26 protein-coding genes are annotated in these 23840 nt (G+C 68.4%); 16 read left to right on the top strand and 10 right to left on the bottom strand.

The genetic code is table 11. From position 1 onward, the window contains the following. Window positions 1–21 precede the first annotated feature (21 nt). The 5 genes from ACSX1C_RS13445 (at window position 22) to ACSX1C_RS13465 (ending at window position 5992) form a co-directional block, all read left to right on the top strand. Entirely contained in the window at window positions 22–396 is a 375-nt protein-coding gene (locus ACSX1C_RS13445; protein WP_318644754.1) for a DUF971 domain-containing protein, read from the top strand. A gap of 350 nt (window positions 397–746) precedes the next feature. Beyond that, the gene (gene phaC, locus ACSX1C_RS13450) at window positions 747–2426 is read left to right on the top strand and encodes a class II poly(R)-hydroxyalkanoic acid synthase (protein ID WP_439886538.1); all 1680 of its coding nucleotides are present in this window, start codon (window positions 747–749) and stop codon (window positions 2424–2426) included. A gap of 156 nt (window positions 2427–2582) precedes the next feature. Further along, complete coding sequence (gene phaZ / locus ACSX1C_RS13455) at window positions 2583–3440, top strand: poly(3-hydroxyalkanoate) depolymerase (protein ID WP_318644752.1); 858 nt, start codon at window positions 2583–2585, stop codon at window positions 3438–3440. A gap of 179 nt (window positions 3441–3619) precedes the next feature. After that, on the top strand, window positions 3620–5302 hold the full coding sequence (gene phaC, locus ACSX1C_RS13460; RefSeq protein ID WP_439886539.1) for a class II poly(R)-hydroxyalkanoic acid synthase: 1683 nt from the start codon (window positions 3620–3622) through the stop codon (window positions 5300–5302). 75 nt (window positions 5303–5377) lie between these two features. Next, complete coding sequence (locus ACSX1C_RS13465) at window positions 5378–5992, top strand: TetR/AcrR family transcriptional regulator (RefSeq protein ID WP_439886540.1); 615 nt, start codon at window positions 5378–5380, stop codon at window positions 5990–5992. A gap of 58 nt (window positions 5993–6050) precedes the next feature. On the opposite strand, the gene ACSX1C_RS13470 is transcribed toward ACSX1C_RS13465, so the two are convergent. The 3 genes from ACSX1C_RS13470 to ACSX1C_RS13480 form a co-directional block, all read right to left on the bottom strand. Further along, window positions 6051–6842, bottom strand: coding sequence for a phasin family protein (locus ACSX1C_RS13470; protein ID WP_439886541.1), 792 nt, complete (start codon window positions 6840–6842; stop codon window positions 6051–6053). 11 nt (window positions 6843–6853) lie between these two features. Next, on the bottom strand, window positions 6854–7282 hold the full coding sequence (locus ACSX1C_RS13475; protein ID WP_318644748.1) for a phasin family protein: 429 nt from the start codon (window positions 7280–7282) through the stop codon (window positions 6854–6856). 115 nt (window positions 7283–7397) lie between these two features. Further along, window positions 7398–7676 carry a polyhydroxyalkanoic acid system family protein gene (locus ACSX1C_RS13480; protein WP_439886542.1) on the bottom strand — a complete coding sequence of 93 codons (279 nt, stop codon included), beginning with the start codon at window positions 7674–7676 and terminating at the stop codon, window positions 7398–7400. A 157-nt stretch (window positions 7677–7833) separates the two neighbouring features. On the opposite strand from ACSX1C_RS13480, the gene ubiE reads away from it, so the two are divergent. From ubiE to ACSX1C_RS13530, 10 genes are all read left to right on the top strand, one after another. Next, entirely contained in the window at window positions 7834–8604 is a 771-nt protein-coding gene (ubiE, locus tag ACSX1C_RS13485; protein WP_439886543.1) for a bifunctional demethylmenaquinone methyltransferase/2-methoxy-6-polyprenyl-1,4-benzoquinol methylase UbiE, read from the top strand. After that, window positions 8604–9221 (top strand): ubiquinone biosynthesis accessory factor UbiJ, encoded by a 618-nt coding sequence (locus ACSX1C_RS13490; RefSeq protein WP_439886544.1) that lies wholly within the window; start codon window positions 8604–8606, stop codon window positions 9219–9221. Before ubiE ends, ACSX1C_RS13490 begins: the two co-directional genes overlap by 1 nt. Further along, complete coding sequence (ubiB, locus tag ACSX1C_RS13495) at window positions 9218–10807, top strand: ubiquinone biosynthesis regulatory protein kinase UbiB (protein WP_439886545.1); 1590 nt, start codon at window positions 9218–9220, stop codon at window positions 10805–10807. The genes ACSX1C_RS13490 and ubiB overlap by 4 nt, the downstream gene beginning before the upstream one ends. A 66-nt stretch (window positions 10808–10873) precedes the next feature. Further along, the gene (gene hisI / locus ACSX1C_RS13500; RefSeq protein WP_439886546.1) at window positions 10874–11275 is read left to right on the top strand and encodes a phosphoribosyl-AMP cyclohydrolase; all 402 of its coding nucleotides are present in this window, start codon (window positions 10874–10876) and stop codon (window positions 11273–11275) included. After that, entirely contained in the window at window positions 11268–11600 is a 333-nt protein-coding gene (locus ACSX1C_RS13505; RefSeq protein ID WP_439886547.1) for a phosphoribosyl-ATP diphosphatase, read from the top strand. The genes hisI and ACSX1C_RS13505 overlap by 8 nt, the downstream gene beginning before the upstream one ends. 27 nt (window positions 11601–11627) lie before the next feature. Then, a complete protein-coding gene (tatA, locus tag ACSX1C_RS13510) occupies window positions 11628–11861 on the top strand; it encodes a twin-arginine translocase TatA/TatE family subunit (RefSeq protein WP_439886548.1) in 234 nt (77 codons plus the stop codon). Window positions 11862–11873: 12 nt separating this feature from the next. Further along, window positions 11874–12206: a Sec-independent protein translocase protein TatB gene (gene tatB / locus ACSX1C_RS13515; RefSeq protein WP_439886549.1), complete on the top strand. Its 333-nt coding sequence runs from the start codon at window positions 11874–11876 to the stop codon at window positions 12204–12206. Beyond that, window positions 12203–13000: a twin-arginine translocase subunit TatC gene (gene tatC / locus ACSX1C_RS13520; protein WP_318644741.1), complete on the top strand. Its 798-nt coding sequence runs from the start codon at window positions 12203–12205 to the stop codon at window positions 12998–13000. The genes tatB and tatC overlap by 4 nt, the downstream gene beginning before the upstream one ends. Then, on the top strand, window positions 12997–13704 hold the full coding sequence (locus ACSX1C_RS13525; RefSeq protein WP_439886550.1) for a 16S rRNA (uracil(1498)-N(3))-methyltransferase: 708 nt from the start codon (window positions 12997–12999) through the stop codon (window positions 13702–13704). The genes tatC and ACSX1C_RS13525 overlap by 4 nt, the downstream gene beginning before the upstream one ends. A 93-nt stretch (window positions 13705–13797) precedes the next feature. After that, the gene (locus tag ACSX1C_RS13530; protein WP_439886551.1) at window positions 13798–14217 is read left to right on the top strand and encodes a UPF0158 family protein; all 420 of its coding nucleotides are present in this window, start codon (window positions 13798–13800) and stop codon (window positions 14215–14217) included. Window positions 14218–14229: 12 nt separating this feature from the next. Here the strand turns inward: ACSX1C_RS13530 and dtd are convergent, their stop codons facing one another. Further along, window positions 14230–14667 carry a D-aminoacyl-tRNA deacylase gene (gene dtd, locus ACSX1C_RS13535; protein WP_439886552.1) on the bottom strand — a complete coding sequence of 146 codons (438 nt, stop codon included), beginning with the start codon at window positions 14665–14667 and terminating at the stop codon, window positions 14230–14232. Then, on the bottom strand, window positions 14664–15635 hold the full coding sequence (gene pip, locus ACSX1C_RS13540; RefSeq protein ID WP_439886553.1) for a prolyl aminopeptidase: 972 nt from the start codon (window positions 15633–15635) through the stop codon (window positions 14664–14666). Before pip ends, dtd begins: the two co-directional genes overlap by 4 nt. A gap of 130 nt (window positions 15636–15765) precedes the next feature. Here pip and ACSX1C_RS13545 point away from each other — a divergent pair, with 130 nt between their 5' ends. Beyond that, window positions 15766–16200 carry a hypothetical protein gene (locus ACSX1C_RS13545; RefSeq protein WP_439886554.1) on the top strand — a complete coding sequence of 145 codons (435 nt, stop codon included), beginning with the start codon at window positions 15766–15768 and terminating at the stop codon, window positions 16198–16200. Window positions 16201–16242: 42 nt separating this feature from the next. Here ACSX1C_RS13545 and ACSX1C_RS13550 read toward each other — a convergent pair whose 3' ends face one another. The 5 genes from ACSX1C_RS13550 to hutU form a co-directional block, all read right to left on the bottom strand. Beyond that, window positions 16243–18165 carry an autotransporter domain-containing protein gene (locus tag ACSX1C_RS13550; RefSeq protein ID WP_439886555.1) on the bottom strand — a complete coding sequence of 641 codons (1923 nt, stop codon included), beginning with the start codon at window positions 18163–18165 and terminating at the stop codon, window positions 16243–16245. 102 nt (window positions 18166–18267) lie between these two features. Further along, window positions 18268–19071, bottom strand: a complete 804-nt coding sequence (gene hutG / locus ACSX1C_RS13555) for an N-formylglutamate deformylase (RefSeq protein ID WP_439886556.1) — start codon at window positions 19069–19071, stop codon at window positions 18268–18270. Next, the gene (hutI, locus tag ACSX1C_RS13560) at window positions 19064–20272 is read right to left on the bottom strand and encodes an imidazolonepropionase (RefSeq protein ID WP_439886557.1); all 1209 of its coding nucleotides are present in this window, start codon (window positions 20270–20272) and stop codon (window positions 19064–19066) included. The genes hutG and hutI overlap by 8 nt, the downstream gene beginning before the upstream one ends. A gap of 85 nt (window positions 20273–20357) precedes the next feature. Continuing rightward, entirely contained in the window at window positions 20358–21890 is a 1533-nt protein-coding gene (gene hutH / locus ACSX1C_RS13565) for a histidine ammonia-lyase (protein ID WP_439886558.1), read from the bottom strand. Between the two features lie 2 nt (window positions 21891–21892). Further along, window positions 21893–23578 (bottom strand): urocanate hydratase, encoded by a 1686-nt coding sequence (gene hutU / locus ACSX1C_RS13570; protein WP_439886559.1) that lies wholly within the window; start codon window positions 23576–23578, stop codon window positions 21893–21895. Window positions 23579–23840: the final 262 nt, after the last annotated feature.

Genomic DNA, 23840 nt, shown 5'->3' on the forward strand with positions numbered 1-23840 from the left:
GCGGCGCCCCAGGCGAAGACCATGAGCCCGATTCCCAGCGCCATAGAGCTGCACAAAGCCTCCAAGACCCTGACCCTGACGTACGGCGAGCAGCGCTACAGCCTGCCCGCCGAGTTCCTCCGCGTGCACTCGCCCTCGGCCGAGGTCCAGGGCCACGGCAAACCCATACTGCAGACCGGCAAGCTGCATGTCGGCCTGAGCAGCATCGAGCCGGCGGGCAACTACGCCCTGAAGCTGTGCTTCGACGACGGCCATGACAGCGGCCTGTTCACCTGGGCCTACCTGTACGAGCTGGCCACCCGCCAGGACGAACTCTGGGCCGAGTACCTGGCCGCACTCGCCGCGGCCGGCCAGTCCCGCGACCCGAACGAGTCCGTGGTCAAGCTGATGCTCTAATCGGGTGCGGCCCGGCCCCGCGCCCATACCGCCGCCATCCATCCCCCCGTCTCCAGCCCGTCGGCCACCCCGGCGGCGCCCCGTCCTGCCCGCCCGGTTAGAGCGCATTTTCTAATCCTTCCCGGCATACTTCCTGCGCATTCGGCCCGTATCGCCGCCAGCTTGCGCAAACTGACAAACTCGGGTAACCAGGGACCTGGCAGGTTCCCTGCATTTGTCCAACGGACAACTGCAAGAAAGTCGCGGAATAATCCGCCTTCGGTAACCCGAGCGATGCCCGGCCCTTCGGCCCCGTGTCTCCGTGCACAGCAGTTCGCCGGTATTCGCCTCAGGACAATGGAGCGTCGTTGATGACAGATAAACCCAGTGATGACCTGAAGAACCAAGCCTCCGAGAATACCCTCGGCCTCAATCCGGTCATCGGCATTCGCGGCAAGGACCTGCTGAGCTCGGCCCGCACCGTGCTCACCCAGGCCATCAAGCAGCCCCTGCACAGCGCCAAGCACGTGGCCCACTTCGGCGTGGAGCTGAAGAATGTCCTGCTCGGTCAGTCCGAACTGACCCCCGAAACCGGCGACCGCCGCTTCGCCGACCCGGCCTGGAGCCAGAACCCGCTGTACCGGCGCTACCTGCAGACCTACCTGGCCTGGCGCAAGGAGCTGCACGACTGGGTCGAGTTCAGCGACCTGTCGGAGCAGGACGTCAGCCGCAGTCACTTCGTCATCAACCTGATGACCGAGGCCATGGCGCCGAGCAACAGCATGGCCAACCCGGCCGCGGTCAAGCGCTTCTTCGAGACTGGCGGCAAGAGCCTGCTGGACGGCCTCAGCCACCTGGCCAAGGACCTGATCAACAACGGCGGCATGCCCAGCCAGGTCAACATGGATGCCTTCGAGGTCGGCCAGAACCTGGCCACCACCGAAGGCTCGGTGGTCTTTCGCAACGAGGTGCTGGAACTGATCCAGTACCGGCCGATCACCGAGCAGGTGCATGAACGCCCGCTGCTGGTGGTGCCGCCGCAGATCAACAAGTTCTACGTGTTCGACCTGTCGCCGGAGAAGAGCCTGGCGCGCTTCCTGCTACGCAACGGCGTGCAGACCTTCGTGATCAGCTGGCGCAACCCGACCAAGGCCCAGCGCGAATGGGGCCTGTCCAGCTACATCGAGGCGCTGAAGGAGGCCATCGAGGTGGTCGGCGCGATCACCGGCAGCCCGGACATCAACATGCTCGGCGCCTGCTCCGGCGGCCTCACCACTGCCTCGCTGCTCGGCCACTACGCCGCCCTCGGCGACCCCAAGGTGCATGCCCTGACCCTGCTGGTCAGCGTGCTCGACACCCAGCTGGACACCCAGGTCGCGCTGTTCGCCGACGAGACGACCCTGGAGGCGGCCAAGCGCCGTTCCTACCAGGCCGGCGTGCTGGAAGGCAGCGACATGGCCAAGGTATTCGCCTGGATGCGCCCCAACGACCTGATCTGGAACTACTGGGTCAACAACTACCTGCTCGGCAACGAGCCGCCGGTGTTCGACATCCTCTACTGGAACAACGACACCACCCGCCTGCCCGCCGCCCTGCACGGCGAGTTCATCGAGATGTTCAAGACCAATCCGCTGACCCGCAGCGGGGCACTGGAAGTCTGCGGCACGCCGATCGACCTCAAGCAGGTGACCTGCGACTTCTACTGCGTGGCCGGCACCACCGACCACATCACCCCCTGGGAGTCGTGCTACAAATCGGCGCACCTGTTCGGCGGCAAGTGCGAGTTCGTGCTGTCCAACAGCGGCCACATCCAGAGCATCCTCAACCCGCCGGGCAACCCCAAGGCGCGCTACATGACCAACAGCGAGATGCCACTGGACCCGAAGGACTGGCAGGACGGCTCGACCAAGCACACCGACTCCTGGTGGCTGCATTGGCAGAAATGGCTGGCCGAGCGTTCGGGCGAGACCAAGAAGGCACCGAGCAAGCTGGGCAACAGGGCTCACCCGCCGGCCGAGGCCGCACCCGGCACCTATGTCCACGAACGCTGATCGACTGCGCTCTGCGCAGCACTGCCCGCGGCACCAGGAGGTGCCGCTCGACCACCCGGCCATCGCGGCGCGGGCAACGAACCAGGCGTCGCCCTGGTGGATCTGGAGGGGCCCGGATGGCCCGCCCCAGCGGTTTAACCAATAGGGCTCCTGCGCATGTCGTTACCCTTCGTCTTTCGCACCATCGAGCTCGATGGCCAGAGCATCCGCACCGCGGTCCGCCCCGGCAACGGCCAGATGGCGCCGCTGCTGATCTTCAACGGCATCGGCGCCAACCTCGAGCTGGTCATGCCCTTCGTCCGGGCGCTGGACCCGGACCTGGAGGTGATCGCCTTCGACGTGCCCGGCGTCGGCGGCTCCTCGACGCCCAGCACGCCCTATCGTTTCCCCGGCCTGGCCAAGCTGGCGGCGCGCATGCTCGACTACCTGGACTACGGTCAGGTCAACGCCATCGGCGTGTCCTGGGGCGGCGCCCTGGCCCAGCAATTCGCCCACGACTACCCGGAGCGCTGCAAGAAGCTGGTGCTGGCCGCCACCTCGGCCGGCGCGGTGATGGTCCCGGGCAAGCCCAGGGTGCTGTGGCGCATGGCCAGCCCGCGGCGCTATATCCAGCCCTCCTACGGCGTGCAGATCGCCCCGGACATCTACGGCGGGGCCTTCCGCCGCGACCCCAAACTCGCCCTGGCCCATGCCAGCAAGGTGCGCTCGGGCGGCAAGATGGGTTACTACTGGCAGCTGTTCGCCGGCCTCGGCTGGACCAGCATCCACTGGCTGCACAAGATCCGTCAGCCCACCCTGGTGCTGGCCGGCGACGACGACCCGCTGATTCCGCTGATCAACATGCGCCTGCTGGCCTGGCGTATTCCCAATGCCGACCTGCACGTGATCGACGACGGCCACCTGTTCCTGGTGACCCGCGCCGAAGCGGTGGCGCCGATCATCATGAAATTCCTCGCCGAGGAGCGCCAACGCGCGGTGATGCACCCGCAGCCGAGCGTCACCCGCGGCCACTGAGGCTGACGTGCCCCTCTGCACCACCTTAATGCTCCGCCCGCAGACTTGACCCAGGGCCGGGCAGGGGCTAAGAACATGGGCGCAGCGCGCAGCACCGCGATCGCGCCTGCGCCTTGGTACAAGCCTTGCTGCTACCTGCAGACCTCGAATCTCAACGGATTGACGACGGAGTGTTGCCCATGCGAGATAAGCCCAGTACCGGCGCCCTGCCCCTACCCGCCACCTTCATGAATGCGCAGAACGCCGTGGTCGGCCTGCGTGGCCGCGACCTGCTGTCCACCCTGCGCACCCTGGCCCTGCAGGGCATCAAGCAGCCGGTGCACAGCGCCCGCCATGCCCTGGCCCTGGGCGGCCAGCTGGGGCGGGTGCTGCTCGGCGACACCCTGCACAAGGTCAACCCGCAGGATACGCGCTTCGCCGATCCCACCTGGCAGCTCAACCCCTTCTACCGGCGCGGCCTGCAGGCCTACCTGTCCTGGCAGAAGCAGCTGGGCAGCTGGATCGACGAAAGCAGCCTGCCGGCCGACGACCGCGCCCGCGCCCGCTTCGTCACCACCCTGCTCGGCGATGCCCTGGCGCCCTCCAACTCCCCGCTCAACCCCCTGGCCGTCAAGGAGCTGCTCAACAGCGGCGGCGCCAGCCTGTTCAAGGGCCTGGGCCAGCTGCTCGACGACCTGCTGCACAACGACGGCCTGCCCAGTCAGGTGAGCAAGCAGGCCTTCGAGGTCGGCCGCAACCTGGCCGCCACCCCGGGCGCCGTGGTGTTTCGCAACGAGCTGCTGGAACTGATCCAGTACCTGCCGATGAGCGAGAAGCAGTACCAGCGCCCGCTGCTGATCGTGCCGCCGCAGATCAACAAGTACTACATATTCGACCTGTCCAACGACAAGAGCTTCGTCCAGTACGCCCTGAAGAACGGCCTGCAATGCTTCATCCTCAGCTGGCGCAACCCCGATGCCCGGCACCGCGAGTGGGGCCTGTCGAGCTATGTGCAGGCCCTGGAAGAGGCCATGGACGCCTGCCGGGCGATCACCGGCAGCAAGGATGTCAACCTGCTCGGCGCCTGTGCCGGCGGCCTGACCATCGCCGCCCTGCAGGGTCACCTGCAGGCCAAGCGGCAACTGCGCAAGGTGGCCAGCGCCACCTACATGGTCAGCCTGCTCGACAGCCAGATCGACAGTCCGGCCATGCTCTTCGCCGACGAGCAGACGCTCGAGACCGCCAAGCGCCGCTCCTACCAGCGCGGCGTGCTCGATGGCCGCGACATGGCCCGGGTGTTCGCCTGGATGCGCCCCAACGACCTGATCTGGAACTACTGGGTCAACAACTACCTGCTCGGCAAGCAACCACCGGCCTTCGACATCCTCTACTGGAACAACGACTGCACCCGCCTGCCCGCCGCCCTGCACGGCGACCTGCTGGACTTCTTCAAGTACAACCCGCTGACCCACCCGGGCGGCCTGGAGGTCTGCGGCACGCCGATCGACCTGCAGAAGGTCAGCCTCGACAGCTTCAGCGTGGCCGGCATCAACGACCACATCACCCCCTGGGACTCGGTCTACCGCTCGGCCCTGCTGCTCGGCGGCAACCGGCGCTTCATCCTGTCCAACAGCGGGCATATCCAGAGCATCCTCAACCCGCCGGGCAATCCCAAGGCCAGCTTCCTGGAGAGCCCCAAGCTCAGCGGCGACCCGCGCGCCTGGTACCACGACGCGCAGAAGCACGAGGGCAGCTGGTGGTCGCAGTGGCTGGCCTGGATCCAGGAGCGCTCCGGCGAACGGCGCCAGCCCCTCTCGGCCCTGGGCAGCCCGCGCTATCCGGCCATGGAAGCGGCACCGGGCACCTATGTGCATGTGCGCTGAGTCGAACGGACTGCGGCCGGCCGCTGCCCCGGCCCGGCGTCCCGCCCCTTCACGCGCCCCCACCAAGAAGACTCGATGAAGACCCGCGACCGCATCCTCGAATGCGCCCTGACTCTGTTCAACCAGCAGGGCGAGCCCAACGTCTCCACCCTGGAGATCGCCAACGAACTGGGCATCAGCCCGGGCAATCTGTATTACCACTTCCATGGCAAGGAGCCGTTGATCCTCGGCCTGTTCGAACGCTTCCAGGCCGAGCTGGCGCCGCTGCTCGACCCGCCGGCCGACGCCCGCCTGGATGCCGAGGACTATTGGCTGTTCCTGCACCTGATAGTCGAGCGCCTGGCCCACTACCGCTTCCTGTTCCAGGACCTGTCCAACCTGGCCGGGCGCCTGCCCAAGCTGGCCCGCGGCATCCGCCAGTGGCTCAACCTGCTCAAGCGCACCCTGGCCACCCTGCTGGCGCGACTGAAGGCGGAGAATCAGCTGGTCAGCGAGACCCAGGCCCTGGGCCAGCTAGTCGAGCAGATCACCCTGACCCTGCTGTTCTCCCTCGACTACCAGCGCATCCTCGGGGCAGAGGGCGAGAGCCGCCTGGTGGTGTACCAGGTGATGATGCTGGTGGCGCCCCACCTGACCCGCGAATCGCGCCTGGCCGCCGAGCAGCTGGCCCGGCGCTATCTGGAGGTATGAGGCCCTAAAACGCCGACGCCCGGCGCGAGGCCGGGCGTCGGGAAAGCAGGCGTCAGCCTCAGGACTGGCTGGCGGGCGTGCTCGGCGCCGGAGTTTCCGTCGGAGCCGCTGCGGCGGCGGGCGCCGCCGGTTCCGAAGAGGCCGGCGCCACCACCTTGGCCAGCGGGGTTTTCTTCACCGCCGGTTTCTTCGCTACGGCCGGCTTGGCGGCGACCTTGGCGGCCGCTTCGGCGAGCGGTGCCGCCTCTACCTTGGTCGCAGGCTTCGCGGCGGCCTTAGCGGCAGGTTTGGCCGCGGGTTTAGCCGTCGCGGGCTTGGCCGCGGTCTTGCTCGCCGGCTTGGCAGCCGGTTTGGCCGCAGCCTTGGCGGCGGGTTTAACCGCCGCTTTCGCAGGCGCCCTGCGCGCCGGCTTGACCGACTGGGCGGTGACCCCGGTGAGCGCTTCGAGCTGCTTGGTCAGGCGCTCGACCTTGTCGTTGAGCGCCGCCACCTCGTTGCGGCTGGGCACGCCCAGGCGCGAGATGGCGTTGTGCAGACGCTTGTCGAACGCCTCCTCCAACTCGCCCCACTTGCCCATGGCCTTGTCCTTGACCACATCGACCTTGGACTTGGCGGTCCCGACCTTCGACTCGACGGTGGACTTCACCGACTCGACCTGCTTGTCGACCTCGCTCTTGGCCTGCTTCTCGGCCTTCTCGCCATCCTTGACCAGGGTGTCGAACAGCTTGGTGCCGTCCTTGCTGACTTTGGAGTAAGCGCCGAGGCCGGCCAACCAGATCTGGCGCGAGTACTTCTCGACCTCGCCGATCCAGGAACTGGTCTGTTTTTCGGTTTTCTTCTTAACAGCCATCCTGCTCTCCTTTATTTGCTACGCGCGACATGCTCGAGCAATGCGCCCAGTTCATCCAGCTTAGCAGAGAGCTCTTCGATATCTTGCTTGGTCGGGATGCCGATGCGCTTGAGGGCGCCGGCTACGCGGTTGTCGAAGGCCTTCTCGATCTTGTCCAGTTGCACATCGACCTTGCCCTTGACGCTGGTGACGCGGTTCTTGACGCCGTCGAGCTGGCTGTTGGCCGCCTCGACCTGCTCGCCGACCAGCTTCTTGCCCTGCTCCTCGACGCCTTCGCCGGCCTTGACCAGCTCCTTGAAATACTCGGCGCCTTCCTGCCCGGCCTTGGCATAGGCCCCCAGGCCCGCCAGCCAGACCTTGCGGGCGTAGACTTTGACATCGCTCAGCACGCCGGCTTTGGCTTCGACTTCGGTTTTTTTCTTGATCGCGACTTTCGACATGGTGCACCTCAGGCTCGATGATTTGAGGAAACGCCCACGAAATGCAGGCTTAGGTGCACGGTATCGAGGAAAATTAGAAACCGCATACTAGCCGCCGCAATCCGTGCAGCGCGCCTCAGGCCTTGAGGTTCTTGTCCAGCGCCTCCTCGATCTGCCGCTTGATGCTGCCGCCCATGGCCGACAGCAGCAGGCCGAGCTTGAGCTCCACGCGCACCCGATCCTCGCCCACCTCGATGCGCCCATCGGCACCGCTGCGCTTGAACTCCAGGGCGTCGCCGTTCCAGCGGTAACGCACGTCGAACTCCCGGGCCAGGCGCTCGGCCAACTGCTCGGCCTTCTCCCGCGCGGCCTCGCGACCGAGGTTATGGGAACGTTCCACATCGATTCGGGTCATGGCCTGTCTCCTCACTGCGACCTTAGGTCGCGCGACTATAACAGCCCGCGGCGGCGCCCCGCGCGCCATAGCGCCGCGCGTGCCAAGACAAAGGTAGGCCGCGGGTTTAGAATGGCCGCCACTTTAGATTCAGCCTCTCTGCTTAGGAACGGGCGACATGACCGACACGCGCAAGCGCAGCGACAGCGAACCCACCACGCACTTCGGCTTCCAGGATGTTCCGGAGAGCCAGAAGGCGCAGAAGGTCGCCGAAGTCTTCCACTCGGTGGCCGCCAAGTACGACCTGATGAACGACCTGCTCTCCGGCGGCCTGCATCGCCTGTGGAAGCGCTTCACCATCGAGCTGTCGGGCGTGCGCCCGGGCAACCGGGTGCTGGACATCGCCGGCGGCACCGGCGACCTGACCAAGCAGTTCGCCCGCCTGGTCGGTCCCCAGGGCGAGGTGGTGCTGGCCGACATCAACGAGTCGATGCTCAAGGTCGGCCGCGACCGCCTGCTCGACCGCGGCGTGGCCGGCAACGTCACGTTCGTCCAGGCCGACGCCGAGAAGCTGCCGTTCCCGGACAACCACTTCGACTGCGTGACCATCGCCTTCGGCCTGCGCAACGTCACCCACAAGGAGGATGCCCTGCGCTCCATGCTGCGCGTGCTCAAGCCCGGCGGTCGGCTGCTGGTGCTGGAGTTCTCCAAGCCGTCCAGCGAGCTGTTGTCCAAGGTCTACGACACCTATTCGTTCCGCTTCATGCCGCTGATGGGCAAGCTGATCACCAACGACGCCGAGAGCTACCGCTACCTGGCCGAATCGATCCGCATGCACCCGGATCAGGACAGCCTCAAGGCGATGATGGCCGAGGCCGGCTTCGAGCGCGTCACCTACCACAACATGACCGGCGGCATCGTCGCCCTGCACCGCGGCATCAAGCCCTGATGCTGCTGAGCGGGCTGCTGGCCGGGGTCGAGCGCGGCCTCAACCGGGTGCTGGCCATGGACGGCACGGCGCTGCCGCGCCTGGCGCGCCTGCGCGGCCGGGTGATCGAGGTCGACTGCCGGACGCCTGCGCTGCAGCTGTTCATCCTCGCCGACGAGCAGGGCCTGCGCCTGGCGCCACACTGGGCCGGGGAGATCGCCTGCCGCCTGCGCGCGCCGGCCAGCAGCCTGCTGCGCCTGGCCAGCAGCGCCGACAAGAGCGCCGTGCTGCACGGCCCCGAGGTCGAGCTGGACGGCGACAGCGCCGCCCTGCTGGAACTCGCCGCCATCCTCCAGGACCTCGAACTGGACTGGGAGTACGAGCTGACCCGCTGGCTCGGCCCGGTCGGCGCCCAGTTGCTCGCCGGCCACCTGCGCAGCCGCGCCGGCTGGACCGCGCAGAGCCTCGACAGCCTGCGCCTGAACCTGGCCGACTACCTCAGCGAGGAGTCGCGCAGCCTGGTCGGCCGCCGCGAAGCCGATGCGCGCTTCGCCGAGCTGGATAGCCTCAAACTCGCCCTCGACCGCCTCGACGCGCGCATCGAGCGCCTCGTCCAACGCCATAAGCCCACGCCATGAAGCTGCTCGCCGCCCGTCGTCTGCTACGCATCCAGCGCGTGGTCATCCGCTACCGGCTCGATGACCTGCTGTTCGACCTGCCGCTGCCGCTGTGGCTGCGCGCCCTGCGCTACGCCCTGCCCTGGCACTGGCTGCCGCGCCGCACGCTGCAGCTGTCGCGCGGCGCGCGCCTGCGCCTGGCCCTGGAGGAGCTGGGGCCGATCTTCATCAAGTTCGGCCAGCTGCTGTCCACCCGCCGCGACCTGCTGCCGCCGGACGTGGCCAACGAGCTGGCCAAGTTGCAGGACCAGGTGCCGCCCTTCGACCCGGCCCACTCCCTGGCGCTGATCGAGGCCCAGCTCGGCGCCAAGGTCGGCGAGGTGTTCGCCCGTTTCGACGCCAAGCCGCTGGCCTCGGCCTCGGTCGCCCAGGTGCACGCCGCGCAGCTCAAGAGCGGCGAGGAAGTGGTGGTCAAGGTGATCCGCCCGGGCCTCAAGCCGGTGATCCGCCAGGACCTGGCCTGGTTGTTCATCCTCGCCCGGCTGGCCGAGAAGGCCTCCCCCGACGCCCGCCGGCTGCGCCCGGTGGAGGTGGTGAGCGACTACGAGAAGACCATCTACGACGAACTCGACCTGCTGCGCGAGGCGGCCAACGCCAGCCAGCTGCGGCGCAACTTCGAGGGCTCGCCGCTGCTCTACGTGCCCCAGGTGTACTGGGACCTGTGCCGGCCCAAGGTGCTGGTGATGGAGCGCATCTACGGCGTGCCGGTAACCGACCTGGCCAGCCTGGCCGACCAGCGCACCGACATGAAGCTGCTGGCCGAACGCGGGGTGGAGATCTTCTTCACCCAGGTGTTCCGCGACAGCTTCTTCCACGCCGACATGCACCCCGGCAACATCTTCGTCAGCACCCGCCAGCCGTGGAACCCGCAGTACATCGCCATCGACTGCGGCATCATCGGCAGCCTCACCGCCGAGGACCAGGACTACCTGGCGCGCAACCTGCTGGCCTTCTTCAAGCGCGACTACCGCCGCGTGGCCCAGCTGCACATCGACTCCGGCTGGGTGCCGGCGCAGACCCGGGTCAACGACTTCGAGGCGGCCATCCGCACCGTGTGCGAGCCGATCTTCGAACGCCCGCTCAAGGACATCTCCTTCGGCCAGTTGCTGCTGCGCCTGTTCCAGACCGCGCGACGCTTCAACATGGAGGTGCAGCCGCAGCTGGTGCTGCTGCAGAAGACCCTGCTCAACATCGAGGGCCTGGGCCGCCAGTTGTACCCGGACCTGGACCTGTGGAGCACCGCCCAGCCCTTCCTCGAACGCTGGATGCGCGAACGCATCAGCCCGCGCCATCTGCTGCGCAACCTGCAGCAGCAGGTCGAGCAGGTGCCGCACCTGTCGCAGATGGCCCGCGACACCCTGGAGCGCCTCAATCAGCAGCAACCGACGGCCAAGGTCGAGCCCACCGCCAAGCAGCAGTGGCCGATCCGTCTGCTCGGCGCCCTGCTGGTCGCCGGCGCGGCGGCCCAGGGCCTGGCCCTGACTCTGCCGGCCTGGCCCAGCTGGGTCACCCTGGCCGGCGGTCTCTACCTGGTGCTGCGCCGATAGCCAGGCCCGCACCGCGCTGGCACACTAGACCTCTATCCAACAGGCCCGCGACGGGCGGAAGTAGCGATGAACGATTGGCTCGACGAGATCAACTGGAACAGCGACGGCCTGGTGCCGGCGATCGCTCAGGACCACCAGAGCGGCCGCGTGCTGATGATGGCCTGGATGAACCGCGAGGCCCTGGCCCTGACCGCCGCCGAGCAGCGCGCCATCTACTGGTCACGCTCGCGTGGCAAACTATGGCGCAAGGGCGAAGAGTCCGGCCACGTGCAGAAGCTGCACGAGCTGCGCCTGGACTGCGACGCCGACGTGATCGTCCTCAAGGTCGAACAGCTCGGCGGCATCGCCTGCCACACCGGCCGCGAGAGCTGCTTCTACCGCGTGCTCGAGGACGGCGTCTGGAAAACCGTCGATGCGGTGCGCAAAGACCCGCACGCCATCTACAGCGCAGGACATGCCCATGATTGACACCCTGAGCCGCCTGGCCGAAGTGCTGGAGGCGCGCAAGGGCGCCGCCGCCGACAGTTCCTACGTCGCCAGCCTGTACCACAAGGGCCTGAACAAGATCCTCGAGAAGGTCGGCGAGGAGTCGGTGGAGACCATACTCGCCGCCAAGGACGCCGCCGCCAGCGGCGACTGCAGCGAGCTGATCGGCGAGACCGCCGACCTGTGGTTCCACAGCCTGGTCATGCTCGCCGCCCTCGGCCAGCACCCCCAGGCCGTGCTGGACGAGCTGGACCGGCGCTTCGGCCTGTCCGGGCACGCGGAAAAGGCCGCGCGCCCGCAAAACTGATCAACCCTTTACGACGGAGTACACATCATGGGATTCGGTGGCATTAGCATCTGGCAACTCCTGATCATCCTGCTGATCGTGGTCATGCTGTTCGGCACCAAGCGCCTGAAGAACCTGGGCGGCGACCTGGGCGACGCGATCAAGGGCTTCCGCAAGTCGATGGGCAACGCCGAGGAAGACAAGCCGGCGGTGGACGAGCACAAGGGCCAGACCATCGATGCCCAGGCGCGCAAGGTCGAAGAGCCGGCGAAGAAAGACTAAGAGCCGACCGCCATGTTCGACATCGGCTTTACCGAACTGCTGCTGGTCGGCCTGGTCGCCCTGCTGGTGCTCGGCCCCGAGCGCCTGCCCGGTGCCGTGCGCACGGCTGGCCTGTGGATCGGCCGGCTCAAGCGCAGCTTCAGCGCGATCAAGGCCGAGGTCGAGCGTGAGATCGGCGCCGACGAGATCCGTCGGCAGCTGCACAACGAGAAGATCCTCGAACTGGAGCGGGAGATGAAGGCGATGAAGCAGGACCTGCTGTCGCCCGCCACGACCGCCCAACCCGAGAAGACCGCCGAACCCGCCACGCCGGACGCCAGCCAGGACAAACCCGCGCAACCATGAGCCGACCAACCGAAGGCGACCAGGAAATGCCCCTGGTGTCGCACCTGACCGAGCTGCGCACGCGCCTGCTGCGCAGCGTCGTGGCGGTGCTGGCGCTGTTCGCCGGGCTGTTCTACTTCGCCCAGGACATCTACGCCCTGGTCGCCGCGCCGCTGCGCGCCTACCTGCCCGAAGGCGCGACCATGATCGCCACCGGGGTCGCCTCGCCCTTCCTGACCCCGTTCAAGCTGACCATGATGGTCGCCCTGTTCCTGTCGATGCCGATCATCCTGCACCAGATCTGGGGTTTCATCGCCCCGGGGCTGTACAAGCACGAGAAGCGCATCGCCGTGCCGTTGCTGATCTCCAGCATCCTGCTGTTCTACGGCGGCATGGCCTTCGCCTATTTCGTGGTGTTCCCGATCATGTTCGGCTTCTTCGCCAGCGTCACCCCGGAAGGGGTGGCGATGATGACCGACATCGGCCAGTACCTGGATTTCGTCCTGACCCTGTTCTTCGCCTTCGGCGTGGCCTTCGAGATTCCGGTGGCGACCTTCCTGCTGATCTGGGTCGGCCTGGTCGACGTCGCCACCCTGCGCAAGAGCCGCCCCTACGTCATCGTCGGCTGCTTCGCCGTGGGCATGCTGCTGACCCCGCCGGATATCTTCTCCCAGACCCTGCTGGCCGTGCCGATGTGGCTGCTGTTCGAGTCCGGCGTGTTCTTCGGCAGCCTGATCCGGCGCCGCGCCGAGCACGACGCCGAAGCGGAACCCGAGGCGGAATCCGAAGACCAGCCCCCCGCGCCGCAACCGTGAACCTGCTGCTGTTGGAAGACGGCGACTTCGTCGCCGCCGATCGCGTGGTGCTCAGTGGCCGGCGCCTCAAGCACCTGCACGAGGTGCACCGCGCCGAGGCCGGCGACAGCCTGCGGGTCGGCCGCCTGAATGGCCCGATGGGCCGCGGACAGTTGCTCGCTCTCAGCACCGACGAAGCCGAACTGCAGGTCGAACTCGATCAGCCGCCGCCGGCCAAGCTGCCGCTGACCCTGCTGCTGGCCCTGCCACGGCCGAAGATGCTCCGGCGCGTGCTGCAGACGGTCAGCGCCATGGGGGTGCCGCGGCTGATCCTGCTCAACAGCTACCGGGTCGAGAAGAGCTTCTGGCAGACCCCCTTCCTCGAGCCGGCGGCCATCCGCGAGCAGCTGGTGCTCGGCCTGGAACAGGCCCGCGACACCGTGCTGCCCGAGGTGCTGATCGAGAAACGCTTCAAGCCCTTCGTCGAGGACCGCCTGCCACAGCTGAGCGCCGGCAGCCTCGGCCTGGTCGGCCATCCCGGTCCCTACCCCGCCTGCCCGCGCGCCGTCGACGGACCGGTCACCCTGGCCATAGGCCCGGAGGGCGGCTGGATTGCCTACGAGGTGGAAAAGCTGCAGGCCGCGGGCCTCGCGCCGGTGCAGCTGGGCGAGCGCATCCTGCGCGTGGAAACCGCGGTCAGCGCCCTGCTGGCTCGGCTGTTCTAAGCGCCCGACGGCCACTGGCGCCGCCAGGCGGCATGGCCAAGCCCGGTGCGCCGGGCTATTGTCGGGGCAGGACAGCCATCGGAGCCCAGCGCCATGCGCCCCTTGACTCTAGACCTGCCACGCATCGAACAGGCCCTGCTCAGTCAGGCCGAGATCGAACACTACCTGGACCTGGTCAACGGCAGCGTGCTGAGCGTCGCCCCCGGCGATCCGCCGCCCGGGGCCGACGAGAAGTACGACGTGCAGCCGGACCGCTACCTGGCTATCGCCCCCCTGCCCCAAGGCCAGGCCCTGGCCCTGCGCGAGGCCTTTCTGGACGGCCTGCACGATCCCCAGGCGCACAGCCTGCTCAGCCACGCCCTGGCCGGGCGCAAGCCGCTGCGGACCTTCGACTATCAGCTGGAAGCCCTGCCGCGGGTGCGTCAGGCCTGGCTCGCCTTCCAGGCCCAGCAGGTGCGCGAGCTGGCGCTGGAGTGGCTGCAGGACAACGGCCTGGAGCAGGTCCGGCACTAGAGTGCCGCCCGCTCAGACCTCGAGGAGGAAGGTCACCGGGCCATCGTTGACCAGGTGCACCTGCATCTCGGCGCCGAAGCGTCCGGTGGCGACCTGGGCGTGCCGCGCCCTGGCCTGCTCGACCAGCAGCTCGAACAGCGCGGCGCCCAGGGCCGGCGGGGCGGCGCTGGAGAAGCTCGGCCGCAGGCCGCTCTTGGTGTCGGCGGCCAGGGTGAACTGCGACACCAGCAGCAGGCCGCCGCCGACATCGCCGAGGGACAGGTTCATCTTGCCTTCGGCATCGCCGAACACCCGGTAGTTGAGCAGCTTGTGCAGCAGCTTGGCGACCGACTCCGGCGTGTCCCGGGGTTCCACGCCGACCAGTGCCAGCAGGCCCTGATCGATGGCCCCGACCACCTCGCCGGCGACTTCCACCCGGGCGCCGCGCACCCGCTGGATCAGCGCCTTCATGCTTCGTCCGGCGACAGGTTGAGCAGGCGCCGGGCCATCTGGTTGGCTGCCCGCACCAGGGCATCGGTGATGCCGACCTCGGCCGCCGAGTGGCCGGCATCGCGGATGATCTGCAGCTCGCTGTTGGGCCAGGCCTGGTGCAGCTCCCAGGCGTTGTCCAGGGGGCAGATCACGTCGTAGCGGCCATGCACTATGACCCCCGGCAGGTGGGCGATCTTGGTCATGTCGCGAATCAGCTGATCGGCCTCGAGGAAGGCGTTGTTGACGAAATAATGGCACTCGATGCGGGCGATCGACAGGGCGCGGTGTGCCTCGCTGAAGCGCTCGACCACCTGCGGGTTGGGGCGCAGGGTGGCGGTGCGTCCCTCCCAGCTGGACCAGGCCTTGGCCGCGTGCATCTGGGCGATCTGGTCGGTGCCGGTCAGGCGCTTGTAGAAGGCCTGCATCAGGTTGCCGCGCTCCTCGACCGGGATCGGCGCCAGGTAGTCCTGCCAGTAGTCGGGGAACAGGCGGCTGGCGCCCTCCTGGTAGAACCAGTGGAACTCCTGGGGGCGGCACAGGAAGATGCCGCGCAGGATCAGCCCATGCACCCGTTCTGGGTGGGTCTGGGCATAGGCCAGGGCCAGGGTCGAGCCCCAGGAACCGCCGAACAGCACCCACTTGTCGATGCCCAGGTGCTCGCGGATGCGCTCGAGGTCGGCGACCAGGTGCCAGGTGGTGTTGTTCTCCAGGCTGGCATGGGGCGTGGAGCGCCCGCAGCCGCGCTGGTCGAAGGTGACGATGCGGTACAGGTTGGGGTCGAAGAAGCGCCGGCTCAGGGCGTCGCAGCCGGCACCGGGACCGCCGTGGATGAACACCACCGGCAGACCGTCCGGCGAGCCACTCTCGTCCACGTAGAGCACGTGCGGCTCTTCCACCGCCAATTCATGGCGGGCGTGGGGTTTGATCTCCGGATACAAAGTCTGCATGACATGCTCCTGAATTTAGACGTACGGTGCGTTCCAGGCTTCGGCGAGAGCGCTAGACGTCCCCTCGGGGGCCGTCGAGCTGCCGGGTCCCGCTCTGCCCCGCATCATAACCATGAAAAAGGAGTTCGACATGCCGGCACGGCAATTTGCCCTGGCTTTCCTGATGCTTTTCACCCTGCTCGCCGGCTGCGGCGGCCGCGACGACCCGCAGGCCGCCCTGGAGGCCGCCGTGCAGCAGCTGCAGGACAACCTCGAGGCCAAGGACAGCGGCGCGGTGATGGAGCAGCTGCACCCGCAGTTTTCCGCCCAACAGCAGTTCGACGCCGACTGGGCCAGGCGCACCATGACCCTGCTGTTCCTGCGCCACCGGCAGGTACGGGTGCTGGCCCTCAGCCGCAACAGCTACCTCGACGCGACCTACGGCGAGAAAGGCTACACCGAGGCCCAGGTCGCCCTGACCGGCGCCGAGGGACTGATCCCCGACAGCGCGCGGCACTATGGGGTGAAACTGGAGTGGTGGCTCGACGAGGGTCAGTGGAAGCTGGCGCGCCTGGACTGGGACTGAATCCCGCCGCGCAGCGCCAGGCTGCGTGGCGGGAGCGACGCCTTACCAGTCCCAGTCGAGGGACAGGTTGACGCCGTGCTGGCGATCCTCGGTGCCGCGCAGCTGGTAGGCCGCGCGTACCCGCAGTGACTCGGCCAGCGCGTGGCTGATGCCCAGGCCCGCCAGGGTCTGGCCGCTGGCGGCGGTATGGCCTTGCAGCGCGAAGCCGTTACCGGCCACCGAGCTCAGCCCCAGGCGCAGCTGGCGCGCATCGTCCTCGAACTCACGCTCGCGGGCGATCTCGCCAAACACCTGGGTCGCCGGACTCAACTGGTAGCTGGCCTGCAGGCCGATGCCCAGGCGCCGGCTGTCGCGCTGCTGATCGGCGAAGTGCAGCGCCGTGGCGCGCTGACCGCGCTCGCGATAGCCATCCACCTCCACCCGGGCGTAGTCGGCGCTGACGAAGGGGCTGACCCGCCAGCCGCTGTCGGCATTGGCCAGGTCGTAACCCAGGCGCCCGGACAGCGCCCAGAGCCGGCCATCGCTGTCGCCCTTCTCGCTGCGCTCGCTGATGCCCAGGGCAAACTGGCGATCGAGGTCGTGGTAGTCCAGATGGCCCAGGCTGAGGCTGGCATCGGCCCACAGGCGCCCGCCCTGGTACTGGGCGAAGGCGCTGAGCAGGTAGCTGCGCAGGTCGTACTCGGAATCGGCAGCGCCGGCCTCCAGGCTCTGCTCCTGCAGGCCCAGGGCCAGGCCCAGGCGCCAGTGGTCATCCAACCGGTAGCTGCCGCCCAGGTTCAGGCCATGGGCCTCGCTGTCGCCCGCGGCCACCGCCTCGCCGCGCTGGAAGCGCTGACGCTGGCCGCTGGCCTCGACGAAGCTGCGCCACTGGCCGACGGCCTGCCAGGCGCCGCGGTCGGCCTGCCAGGTGCTGCGCAGCTGCTGCTGGTGGCCGGTGAGGCTGGCCATGGCCATCTCCGGCAGCAACGAGACCTGCCAGGGCGCGGCGAGGATCGAATAGACATAATCGGCGCTGATCTGCTGCACCGCCGCGGTGGGGTGTACGCCGTCGTTGAACAGCAACTTGTTCGGGTTGGGCGAGGCGCCGCCCAGGCCCCAGGTCGGATCGGCCAGGCAGCCACTGCCGCTGAAGCAGACATCGGTCTGGCTGACCAGCGGGTCGAAGCCATAGGTTGCCAGGTCGCCCTGCACCTCGCTCAGCAGGCCGCGGAAGTTCAGGCGGATGACATTGCCGCCCAGGGCCGACAGCTGGCTGGCCAGCGCATCGTTGTACAGCGCCGCAGCGCCGGACCAGGCCGCGCGAAAGCCGCTGGCGAATCCGGCGGGGCTGAGGCCGACGTCCGGCAGGTCGGAAACGATGAGGGTGCGCGCCCCGGCCCGCTGCAGGGCGGCGACCCCGGCCACCAGGTTGGCGGCCGCTGCGGCGGCGCTGGCCGGGTTGGTGATCACGCCTTGCAGCACGTCGTTGCCGCCGCCGTTGACATAGAACAGCGCGTTGGGATCGACCCGCGGCACATCCACCAGGTAGCCGTTGCGCGTCCTGATGATGCCACCGCCGGCATTGACCACCGAACCGTTGGCCGCGGTGATCGAGGCGAGGACCTGGTCGGTGCGATAACCACCGACGGCATAGTTGCTGCCATCGGCATTGCCGGTCAGCACCTGGGGCAGGATCGGCGTGGAAGGCAAGGCCTGCAGGCCGAGGTGGGCGGCCAGACGCTGGGTGGAGACCGCGTCGAAGTATTCGCTGTTGTTCGCCAGGAAGTTGGGGCCGGTGCGGTTGGTGAAACGCAGGCCGCCGGTCGGATTACCGCCCAGCAAGGGGCTGCCGGTATCGGGGAACTGGCCGCTGTCGCTCAGCGAGTCGCCGAAGATCACCAGTTGCGAGTAGGGATTGGCATGGGTGGCGGCCGGCATCGCGGCCAGGAGTACTGCAGCGGTCAGGGCTTTGAGGGGGAAAGTCATGGCTACTCCGTCTTGTTGTATTGCCCGCAGGCAAGCGCAACAGAATAGCCAGTCGAGCCATTGTCGCCCCTCCCCCAAATGGGCGAGGCCGGTGGGCGCCCCTCAACGCCCGTAGCGCTCGCGACCCCAGTCGAGCATGGCCTGCAGCAACCGGCGCAGCACCGCCCGGGTCGGCTCGGCGCGCTCGTCCCGGTAGGCGAAGGGCGCCTGCTCGTCCATGTAGTTGCACTGCGCCAGCTCCAGCTGCACGGCATGGATATGCTGCTGCGGCTGGCCGTAGTGGCGGGTGATGTGGCCGCCCTTGAAGCGGCCGTCGAGAGCATGGCTGTAGCCCTCGGCCCCGGCGCAGACTGCGCGCAGGCGCTCGGCCAGGTCGGCCGCGCAGCTGGCGCCGCCATTGCTGCCGAGGTTGAGGTCCGGCAGGCGCCCCTCGAACAGCAGCGGCACCCGCGAGCGGATCGAGTGGGCGTCGAACAGCAGGGCATAGCCGAACTCGGCCTTGAGCCGCGCCAGCTCGGCGGCCAGGCACTGGTGATAGGGCGTCCAGATGGCCGCCAGATAGGTCGCCCGCTCCGCGGCGGTGGGCGTCTGTCCGGGCGCGAACAGGGGCGTGCCGTCGAACAGAATCTCGGGGTACAGGCCAGTGGTGGCGCTGCTGTACAGCGGCGCGTCGTCCGCCGGCCGGTTGAGGTCGACGACATAGCGCGAATAGTGCGCCGCCAGGGTGCCGGCCCCCAGCTCGGCGGCGAAATCGTACAGCCGCGGGATATGCCAGTCGGTGTCCGGCAGGCTCCTGGCCGCGTCCACCAGCCCGGCTTCCACCGCCGGGGTCAGGCGGGTGCCGGCGTGGGGCATGCTGATCAGCAGCGGGACGCGACCGCGGCTGAAGCTCAAGACCTCATCCATGCCGCACCTCCCGGCCATGGCGGACGACCCGCGTGGGCAGTTCGCCGCCCAGCCAGTAGGCCAGTTCCGCGGGGTGGCGGATGTCCCAGGCGACGAAGTCGGCGACCTTGCCGACCTCCAGGCTGCCGTGGCTGGCGGCCAGGCCCAGGGCGCGGGCGGCGTGCAGGGTGACGCCGGCCAGGGCCTCCTCCGGGGTCAGGCGGAACAGGGTGCAGGCCATGTTCATCATCAGGCGTAGCGACAGCGCCGGCGAGGTGCCGGGGTTGAGGTCGCTGGCGATCGCCATGGCCACGCCGTGCCGACGCAGCGTCTCGATGGGCGGCAACTGGGTCTCGCGCAGGAAGTAGAAGGCCCCCGGCAACAGCACCGCCACGCTGCCGGCGGCGGCCATGGCCTGCACGTCGGACTCGTCGATGAATTCCAGGTGATCCGCCGACAGCGCGCCGTAGCGCGCCGCCAGGCTGGCGCCGTGCAGCGAGGAGAGCTGCTCGGCATGCAGTTTGACCGGCAGGCCCAGTTCGCGGGCGCGCTGGAACACCCGCTCGACCTGCGCCGGGGAGAAGGCCAGGTACTCGCAGAAGGCATCGACCGCGTCGATCAGGCCCTCGTCGGCCAGCACCGGGAGGATCTCGTGGCAGACCAAGTCGATATAGGCATCGGCGCGTTCGGCGTACTCGGCCGGCAGGGCATGGGCCGCCAGGCAGGTGGCGCGCACGGTGACCGGCAGGTGCTCGCCGAGACGGCGGATCACCCGCAGCATCTTGCGCTCGCTGGCCAGGTCGAGGCCGTAGCCGGACTTGATCTCCACCGTGGTCACCCCCTCGCGCAGCAGGCTGCGCAGGCGCCGAGCGGCGCTCGCCAGCAGCTGCTCCTCGCCGGCCTCGCGGGTGGCGCGCACGGTGCTGGCGATGCCGCCACCGGCGGCGGCGATCTCGGCATAGCTGACGCCCTGCAGGCGCTGCTCGAACTCGCCGCTGCGATCGCCGCCGAACACCAGGTGGGTGTGGCAATCGATCAGCCCCGGGGTCAGCCAGGCGCCGCCGAGGTCGATGTGCTCGGCAGAGTCGGCGACCGGCAGCTCGGCGCGCGGGCCTATCCATTCGATGAGGTGGCCGCGGGTGACCACGGCCGCATCCTCGATGATCGCGTAGCGTCCATCCGCCAGGGTGGCGGCATGGCAGTTATGCCAGACGGTGTTCATCGGACCGCTCCACTTTGCCTAACCATATGCATCTCCTCCTCGTGCCGACCGGCCGCACCACCGGCGCGGCCGGCCCCGCCCCAGATCACAGGCTCGGCAGCAGCGCCGTCGGCACCAGCGCGTTCAGTACCCGCTCGGCCAGCAGCTCGCTGGCCGCCTCGATGTCGGGGGCGAAGAAGCGGTCGCGCTGGTAGTGCGCCACCCGCTCGCGCAATGTGTGGCGCGCCTGTTCCAGCTTGGGCGAAGTCTTCAGGCCCTCGCGCAGGTCCAGGCCCTGGCAGGCGCCCAGCCATTCCACGGCGAGGATGCCGCGTACGTTGTCGGCCATCTCCCACAGGCGCTTGCCGGCGGCCGGGGCCATGGACACGTGGTCCTCCTGGTTGGCCGAGGTCGGCAGGCTGTCCACGCTGTGCGGATGGGCCAGGGCCTTGTTCTCGCTGGCCAGGGCCGCCGCAGTGACCTGGGCGATCATAAAGCCCGAGTTGACCCCGCCGTTGGCCACCAGGAAGGGCGGCAGCTGCGACATATGCTTGTCCATCATCAGCGAGATGCGCCGCTCGGACAGCGAGCCGATCTCGGCGATGGCCAGGGCCAGGTTGTCGCCGGCCATGGCCACCGGCTCGGCGTGGAAGTTGCCGCCGGAGATGATGTCGCCTTCCGCGGCGAACACCAGCGGGTTGTCCGACACCGCGTTGGCCTCCACCGCCAGCACCTCGGCGGCCTGGCGCAACTGGGTCAGGCAGGCACCCATGACCTGGGGCTGGCAACGCAGGGAGTAAGGGTCCTGGACCCGGTCGCACTGCTCGTGGGAACGGGAGATATCGCTGCTCGGCGTGAGCAGGTCGCGGTAGGCCGCGGCCGCATCGATCTGCCCGCGCTGGCCGCGGGCGGCATGGATGCGCGCATCGAAGGGCGAGCGCGAACCGAGCATGGCCTCGACGCTGAGGCTGCCGCACACCAGTGCCCCGGCGAACAGGTCCTCGCCGGCGAACAGGCCGCGCAGGGCATAGGCGGTGGAGGCCTGGGTGCCGTTGAGCAGCGCCAGCCCCTCCTTGGCCGCCAAGGTCAGGGGTTCGAGGCCGGCCACGGCCAGCGCCTCGACGGCCGTCAGCCACTGACCGCGGTGGCGCGCCTTGCCCTCGCCGAGCAGCACCAGCGACATGTGCGCCAAGGGCGCCAGGTCGCCGGAGGCACCGACCGAGCCCTTGAGCGGGATGTGTGGATAGACCTCGGCGTTGATCAGGGCGATCAGCGCGTCGATCACCTGGCGGCGGATGCCGGAGCAGCCGCGGGCCAGGCTGTTGACCTTGAGCACCATGATCAAGCGCACCAAGGCGTCGTCGATGGGTTGGCCGACGCCGGCGGCGTGGCTCAGCACCAGCGAGCGCTGCAGGTTCTCCAGGTCCTCGCTGGCGATGCGGGTCGAGGCCAGCAGGCCGAAGCCGGTGTTGATGCCGTAGACGGTGCGCTTCTCGGCGAGGACCTGCTCGACGCAGGCGACGCTGGCCTCGATGGCCGCGGCGGCGCTGGCGTCCAGGGTCACGTGCACCGGTCCCTGGTGGACCTGGCGCAGTTGAGCCAGGGTCAGCTGGCCGGGGACGATATTCAGGGTGCTCATGTTCAGGCTCCTTTGCCCGAGGTGATCATCGGCAGGTTCAGGCCCTGTTCGTGGGCGCAGTCGATGGCGATCTGGTAGCCGGCATCGGCGTGACGCATCACCCCGGTGGCCGGATCGTTGTGCAGCACGCGGGCGATACGCGCGGCGGCCTCGTCCGTGCCGTCGCAGACGATGACCACCCCGGAGTGCTGGGAGAAGCCCATGCCGACGCCGCCGCCGTGGTGCAGCGAGACCCAGGTGGCGCCGCTGGCGGTATTGAGCAGGGCGTTGAGCAGCGGCCAGTCGGACACGGCGTCGGAGCCGTCCTGCATGGCCTCGGTCTCGCGGTTGGGGCTGGCCACCGAGCCGGAGTCCAGGTGGTCGCGGCCGATCACCACCGGCGCCGACAGCTCGCCTGAGCGGACCATCTCGTTGAAGGCCAGGCCGAGCTTGGCGCGCAGGCCCAGGCCGACCCAGCAGATGCGCGCCGGCAGGCCCTGGAAACTGATGCGCTCGCGGGCCATGTCCAGCCAGCGGTGCAGGTGGGCGTCGTCGGGGATCAGTTCCTTGACCTTGGCGTCGGTCTTGTAGATGTCCTGCGGGTCGCCGGACAGCGCCGCCCAGCGGAACGGGCCGACGCCGCGGCAGAACAGCGGGCGGATATAGGCCGGGACGAAGCCGGGGAAGTCGAAGGCGTTGGCCACGCCCTCCTCCAGGGCCATCTGGCGGATGTTGTTGCCGTAGTCGAAGGTCGGCACGCCCTGCTTCTGGAAGTCGAGCATGGCCTGCACGTGCACGGCCATGGACTGCTTGGCCGCCTTGACCACCGCCGCCGGCTCGGTCTGGGCGCGGTCGCGGTACTGCTCCCAGGTCCAGCCGATCGGCAGGTAGCCGTTGAGCGGGTCGTGGGCGCTGGTCTGGTCGGTGACCAGGTCCGGGCGCACGCCGCGCTTGACCAGTTCCGGGAGGATCTCGGCGGCGTTGCCGTGCAGGGCGATGGAGATGGTCTTGCCCTCGGCGCAGTACTTGGCGATGCGGGCCAGGGCGTCGTCCAGGTCCTTGGCCTGCTCGTCGACGTAGCGGGTCTTGAGGCGAAAATCGATGCGGCTCTGCTGGCACTCGATGTTCAGCGAGCAGGCGCCGGCCAGGGTGGCGGCCAGGGGCTGGGCGCCGCCCATGCCGCCGAGGCCGGCGGTGAGCACCCACTTGCCCTTGAGGTCGCCGTTGTAGTGCTGGCGACCGGCCTCGACGAAGGTCTCGTAGGTGCCCTGGACGATGCCCTGGCTGCCGATGTAGATCCAGGAGCCGGCGGTCATCTGGCCGTACATGGCCAGGCCCTTGGCGTCCAGTTCGTTGAAGTGCTCCCAGTTGGCCCAGTGCGGCACCAGGTTGGAGTTGGCGATCAGCACCCGCGGCGCGTCCTTGTGGGTGCGGAACACGCCGACCGGCTTGCCCGACTGCACCAGCAGGGTCTCGTCGTCGCTCAGCTGCTTGAGCGACTCGACTATCGCGTCGAAGCACTCCCAATTGCGCGCGGCGCGGCCGATGCCGCCGTACACCACCAGCTCCTTGGGGTTCTCCGCGACCTCGGGGTCGAGGTTGTTCATCAGCATGCGCAGCGGCGCCTCGGTCAGCCAGCTCTTGGCGTTCAACTGGGTGCCGCGCGGGGCGCGGATTTCGACATCGCGGAAACGATTGGACGTGCTCACAAGAAATCCTCCGGTAAAAGATCGCCGTCAGCCTGACTCATGCGGGAGTGCTGCGGCTGGGCATGGCGCCAATATAAACATGTCTATACAACCATAATCAAGTAGACACGCCAGCAGACTCCTCTCCTCGCCGACAGCCGCACCGTCGCCGCACGCCCCGTCTCCATGTCCGAGCATAGCCCCCTGAAACCGGCGGCTCGGGACAGGCGGACGAGCGCGTCCCGGCGCGCGGCGCCACGCCGGGGCCGCCGATGACGAGCGA

Source organism: Pseudomonas sp. MBLB4123 (assembly GCF_051904775.1).
Lineage (GTDB): Bacteria > Pseudomonadota > Gammaproteobacteria > Pseudomonadales > Pseudomonadaceae > Aquipseudomonas > Aquipseudomonas benzenivorans_B.